Below are 4,622 nucleotides of genomic sequence, written 5' to 3' on the forward strand. Positions count from 1 at the left end.
GGTAATTTCTCAAAGTAACTTCCACTTTCCTGACCAAAGTGGAAATTAGTCTAAAACGGATTTTTATGGTGGAATTAAGTGTGAGACGTTTGTGGTAGAAATGAGGCCTACTATGATCAAACATAAACACCTTACCCTTTCAGACCGTAATGATATCCAATTAGGTTTAGAGCGCGGTGAAACCTTCAAAGCTATCGGGCAACTTATTCTAAAAGACCCGACTACTGTTTCCAAAGAAGTCAAACGAAACAGACTAGTCAGAGAGTCTACGTGTGATAACCTCCCTTGTCCTTTACTTGCCAAAGCTCCCTTTGTCTGTAATGGATGTCCTAAAAGAAGACAAAACTGTGGCTATCAGAAAATCTTCTACCTCGCCAAACAAGCTCAAAAGCAGTACGAACAAACTCTTGTCGAAGCTCGTGAAGGAACTCCTCTTAATTCTCAGACTTTCTGGAACATGGATAAAATTATTTCTGATGGGGTTAAAAAGGGACAACACATCTATCATATCCTCAAAACTCATAACCTTGATGTTAGCTCCTCAACTGTCTATCGACACATCCGAAAAGGTTACCTGTCTATCGCTCCGATTGATCTTGCTAGAGCTGTTAAATTTAAAGAAAGAAGAAAAAATAATCTACCTTCCATCCCTAAAGAAGCTAAAAAAGGCCGTTCCTATGAGGATTTCCAAAACTATTTAGCCCTTAATCAACTAGACTCTTGGCTGGAAATGGATACAGTTATGGGCAGAATGGGAGGGAAAGTCCTACTCACCTTCAACCTCTCTTTCTGTAACTTTATCTTCGCTAGACTTCTGGTTAATAAAACTGCCCTTGAGGTTACCAAACACCTTTATAAAATCAAGAACACTCTTCACCAAGCGGACAAAGATTTCTTCCAACTCTTTCCTGTCATTCTGACTGATAATGGTGGAGAGTTTGCCAGGGTTGATGACATCGAAATGGATGTTCGAGGAGAGAGCAAGCTCTTCTTTTGCGACCCTAATCGCTCTGACCAGAAAGGGAGAATTGAGAAAAATCACACGCTGATTCGCGACATTCTACCTAAGGGAACTTCCTTTGACAACTTAACTCAAGAGGATATTAATCTCGTCTGTTCGCATGTCAACAGTGTCAAACGCGCTGCTTTGAATGGAAAGTCAGCCTATGAACTCTTTGCCTTTACTTACGGAGAAGAAATTCCTAAACTTCTCGGCATTTCTAAAATACCTGCAGAAGATGTCTGTCAGTCTTCTAAATTACTCCAACATAAAATCTAAAAACTAACCAAAAAACCCATTCAAACGTCTCATACTAACTTCCACCATAGCGGAACTTAATCTGAAACGCTTTCAGATGAGGGGATTTTGTGCGCTCTTTTTTCTATTCCTTTCGACTACAAAAGCGATGAAATCAAGCATGAGTAAAACCAGTGGAACTTACCCTGACACGGAATTCCACTGGTTTTTACAATTTTTATCAGACTAACTTCCACTTCTACTAGCGGTGGAACTTAGTTTGGGAATTTAGCCTTAAATCATGTTGTATTTCCACAAAAATAATATAAGTTCTGATTAGGATTAGGGCCCTAGTAAAAAGCTCCCTACTGCCATGGTAATCGGAAAAGCAAAGATACAAGCTAAACCCAAAAAGAAGAGCCACCACTTTCTTTCAAAGAATGCTAGCACAAGGTAGCCAAGACCTACGAGGGGCAATAAAATAAAAAGAACAAAAGTGGTCCAGTTATAGGAGTGAAGTCCGATAGAAAAGGAAAAATTAATCCAGTTTGGTGATAACCATAAAACAACTACAAACAGACTGATCAAAACCAAGATCTTATCTCTTAATCTCGTTTTCATCTTAGCACCTCCTTTATAGGTTTTCCCCCTTATATTTTAACAAAGAAAGCGCTGTTCTTCAATCTCAATCAATTATTGGAAACGAATGACAAGTCATTGGGAGCTACAAGGTATCACAGTCAGGATAAAACAACAAATTTATTGTCTATAATCAGACGCATTTTGATTACTATTGCTTTACCTTCAAATACTTAATTATCAACAGTATTCCCAATAAGATGTTTAGATAAAAGCCCAACTGATAAGTTTGTGTTAGGATTTCCAAACTTGTCCACAGTCGTATCAAATCTTCTATTGACATGCGGAATAAATAACCCTCTGTAGCAATCCACAAAATCAAAAATAGATAACTACTAGCAGCAAGCCATTTCGTCCACCGTTTTTTTAGTAAGAAAGCAATTAAGAGCGAACAGATAAAGACAGCTGTTACAATAGCATGTTCCATCAAAAAAGTAAAACCGTAATAAATTTCCACAAAACGTCTACCATTATCTGCATTGGCTCCTTTTATAAAAGGTAAAGCAAAACTTAAAATAAAACAGAGTTCCAATATGTAACTTTTTAAGATTTTCATAGTACACCTCCTATAAGTTGTGAACTAAAAAGCCCCCTTTATTAGCTGATAAAATCAGGAGAAACCGGCTCCTACTTCATCAATAATTTGTTCATCCTCTATCTACTTATAGTATATACTACTGACTTACCACATTCAAGAAACCGCTTCATTTTTTTAGCTTTTTATGGTATGATAGACAAAATATCTAGAGGAAAACAAATGACCAACGAATTTTTACATTTTGAAAAGATAAACCGCGAAACTTGGCAATCCCTGCATCGCAAAACAACTCCTCCCTTGACCGAGGAAGAATTAGATTCCATTAAGAGTTTCAATGACCAGATTAGCCTACAAGATGTTACTGATATCTATCTGCCACTATCACATCTGATTCAGATTTACAAACGTTCCAAAGAAGACCTTGCCTTTTCAAAAGGCATTTTCCTTCAAAGAGAGAGCAAAGAACAACCTTTCATTATCGGAGTTTCAGGAAGTGTCGCTGTCGGTAAATCAACTACTAGTCGTCTCTTGCAAATTTTGCTTTCTCGTATCGTTCCTGGAGCAAGTGTTGAACTGGTTACTACGGATGGTTTTTTATACCCAAACAGTGTCTTAATTGAGCAAGATATTCTCAATCGCAAGGGTTTTCCTGAGAGCTACGACATGGAAGCTTTGCTCAATTTCCTGGACCAACTTAAAAATGGGCAGGATGTTGATATCCCTGTTTATTCCCATGAAATCTATGATATTGTCCCAGGTCAAAAACAACGAGTAGAAGCCGCTGATTTTGTCATTGTTGAGGGAATCAATGTGTTCCAAAATCCCCATAATGACCGTCTCTATATTACTGATTTCTTTGACTTTTCAATCTATGTCGACGCCGCTGTCGAGGATATTGAAAGCTGGTATTTGGATCGTTTCTTAAAACTTCTTAGCTTTGCCCAGGATGATCCAGGCAACTATTACTACCGTTTCACTCAACTTCCTCTTAGTGAAGTCAAGGATTTTGCCCACCAAGTTTGGACCAGTATCAACCTAACCAATCTCCAGAATTACATTGAACCAACACGAAATCGTGCCGAGGTCATTCTCCATAAATCTAAAAATCACGAAATTGATGAAATTTACTTAAAAAAATAATTTTCCCTTGTCAAAACGTAAGTTTTCAGATATAATGGTATAGTTAGTAAAAATGGAGGTAAGAACATTGGCAAACATTAAATCAGCTATCAAACGCGCTGAATTGAACGTTAAACAAAACGAAAAGAACTCAGCTCAAAAATCAGCTATGCGTACTGCTATCAAAGCTTTTGAAGCAAACCCATCTGAAGAACTTTACCGTGCTGCCAGCTCAGCTATCGATAAAGCAGAAACTAAAGGTTTGATCCACAAAAACAAAGCTAGCCGTGATAAAGCACGTCTTGCAGCTAAACTTGGTTAATTATTAACTGCATACAAAATGAGCTCTTCGGAGCTTTTTTTGTGCACGTTTTCTGGAGGTTATTATGAAAATAGCTATCATTGGATATTCTGGATCAGGAAAATCAACTCTGGCAGAAAAACTAGCTAGGCACTACTCTATCCCAAAACTTCATATGGATACTCTCCAATTTCAGCCAGGTTGGCAGGACAGTGACCGTGACTGGATGCATAACGAAATGAAAACTTTTCTAGTCAAAAACGAAAACTGGGTCATTGATGGCAACTACTCTTGGTGTTATTATGAGGAAAGAATGGAGCAAGCTGACCAGATCATCTTTTTAAACTTCTCTGCTTGGAATTGTTTGCTAAGAGCCTTTAAGCGCTATTTAAAATATAGAGGGAAGGTGAGAGAAAGTATGGCTAAGGGATGCCCCGAGCAATTCAACTGGGAATTTATTCGTTGGATTCTCTGGGATGGTCGAACAAAAAATGCTAAGGATAGATACCAATACTTAAACAATACTTACCCAGAAAAGATGCATATTCTCCATTCTCAAGCAGAGATTGATTGTTTTTTGCGATCTTTAAAAAAGTAAACAATATAGTAGCATTTCATTAAAATCAGCATGTACTGATTGACTAAAAAAGGAAGTTTTTCATCCAGAAAGTCTTCCTTTTTTCCTTTTATTCAACAATTAAAAATAACTCGAGCAATTTATAGTTAATTGAAACAAGAGCAGGACAAAAGAGCCTCGAAAAAAGTACTACAACTTGGCAATACCTTTT

6 protein-coding genes are annotated in these 4,622 nt (G+C 37.5%); 4 read left to right on the forward strand and 2 right to left on the reverse strand.

Annotated elements, in window-relative coordinates; translation table 11 throughout:
* Positions 1-112: 112 nt before the first annotated feature.
* Entirely contained in the window at positions 113-1,279 is a 1,167-nt protein-coding gene (locus ADF68_RS09075; protein WP_049548801.1) for an IS30 family transposase, read from the forward strand.
* A gap of 300 nt (positions 1,280-1,579) precedes the next feature.
* Here the strand turns inward: ADF68_RS09075 and ADF68_RS09080 are convergent, their stop codons facing one another.
* On the reverse strand, positions 1,580-1,858 hold the full coding sequence (locus ADF68_RS09080; RefSeq protein ID WP_049549534.1) for a hypothetical protein: 279 nt from the start codon (positions 1,856-1,858) through the stop codon (positions 1,580-1,582).
* A 169-nt stretch (positions 1,859-2,027) separates the two neighbouring features.
* Entirely contained in the window at positions 2,028-2,432 is a 405-nt protein-coding gene (locus ADF68_RS09085) for a hypothetical protein (protein WP_049549535.1), read from the reverse strand.
* Positions 2,433-2,633: 201 nt separating this feature from the next.
* Here ADF68_RS09085 and coaA point away from each other — a divergent pair, with 201 nt between their 5' ends.
* The 3 genes from coaA (at position 2,634) to ADF68_RS09100 (ending at position 4,432) form a co-directional block, all read left to right on the forward strand.
* Complete coding sequence (gene coaA, locus ADF68_RS09090) at positions 2,634-3,554, forward strand: type I pantothenate kinase (RefSeq protein WP_049549536.1); 921 nt, start codon at positions 2,634-2,636, stop codon at positions 3,552-3,554.
* Between the two features lie 52 nt (positions 3,555-3,606).
* A complete protein-coding gene (gene rpsT / locus ADF68_RS09095) occupies positions 3,607-3,855 on the forward strand; it encodes a 30S ribosomal protein S20 (protein ID WP_029689628.1) in 249 nt (82 codons plus the stop codon).
* A gap of 64 nt (positions 3,856-3,919) precedes the next feature.
* Complete coding sequence (locus ADF68_RS09100; RefSeq protein WP_049549537.1) at positions 3,920-4,432, forward strand: DNA topology modulation protein; 513 nt, start codon at positions 3,920-3,922, stop codon at positions 4,430-4,432.
* The last annotated feature ends 190 nt before the right edge of the window (positions 4,433-4,622 follow it).

The sequence above is a fragment of the Streptococcus pseudopneumoniae genome (genome assembly GCF_001068775.1).
GTDB lineage: Bacteria > Bacillota > Bacilli > Lactobacillales > Streptococcaceae > Streptococcus > Streptococcus pseudopneumoniae_N.

Bases quoted from the DNA above. Each gene is read 5' to 3' on its own strand.
- ADF68_RS09100 (WP_049549537.1), top strand. From the start codon at position 3,920: ATGAAAATAGCTATCATTGGATATTCTGGATCAGGAAAATCAACTCTG.
- rpsT (WP_029689628.1), top strand. From the start codon at position 3,607: ATGGAGGTAAGAACATTGGCAAACATTAAATCAGCTATCAAACGCGCT.
- ADF68_RS09085 (WP_049549535.1), bottom strand. From the start codon at position 2,432: ATGAAAATCTTAAAAAGTTACATATTGGAACTCTGTTTTATTTTAAGT.
- coaA (WP_049549536.1), top strand. From the start codon at position 2,634: ATGACCAACGAATTTTTACATTTTGAAAAGATAAACCGCGAAACTTGG.
- ADF68_RS09075 (WP_049548801.1), top strand. From the start codon at position 113: ATGATCAAACATAAACACCTTACCCTTTCAGACCGTAATGATATCCAA.
- ADF68_RS09080 (WP_049549534.1), bottom strand. From the start codon at position 1,858: ATGAAAACGAGATTAAGAGATAAGATCTTGGTTTTGATCAGTCTGTTT.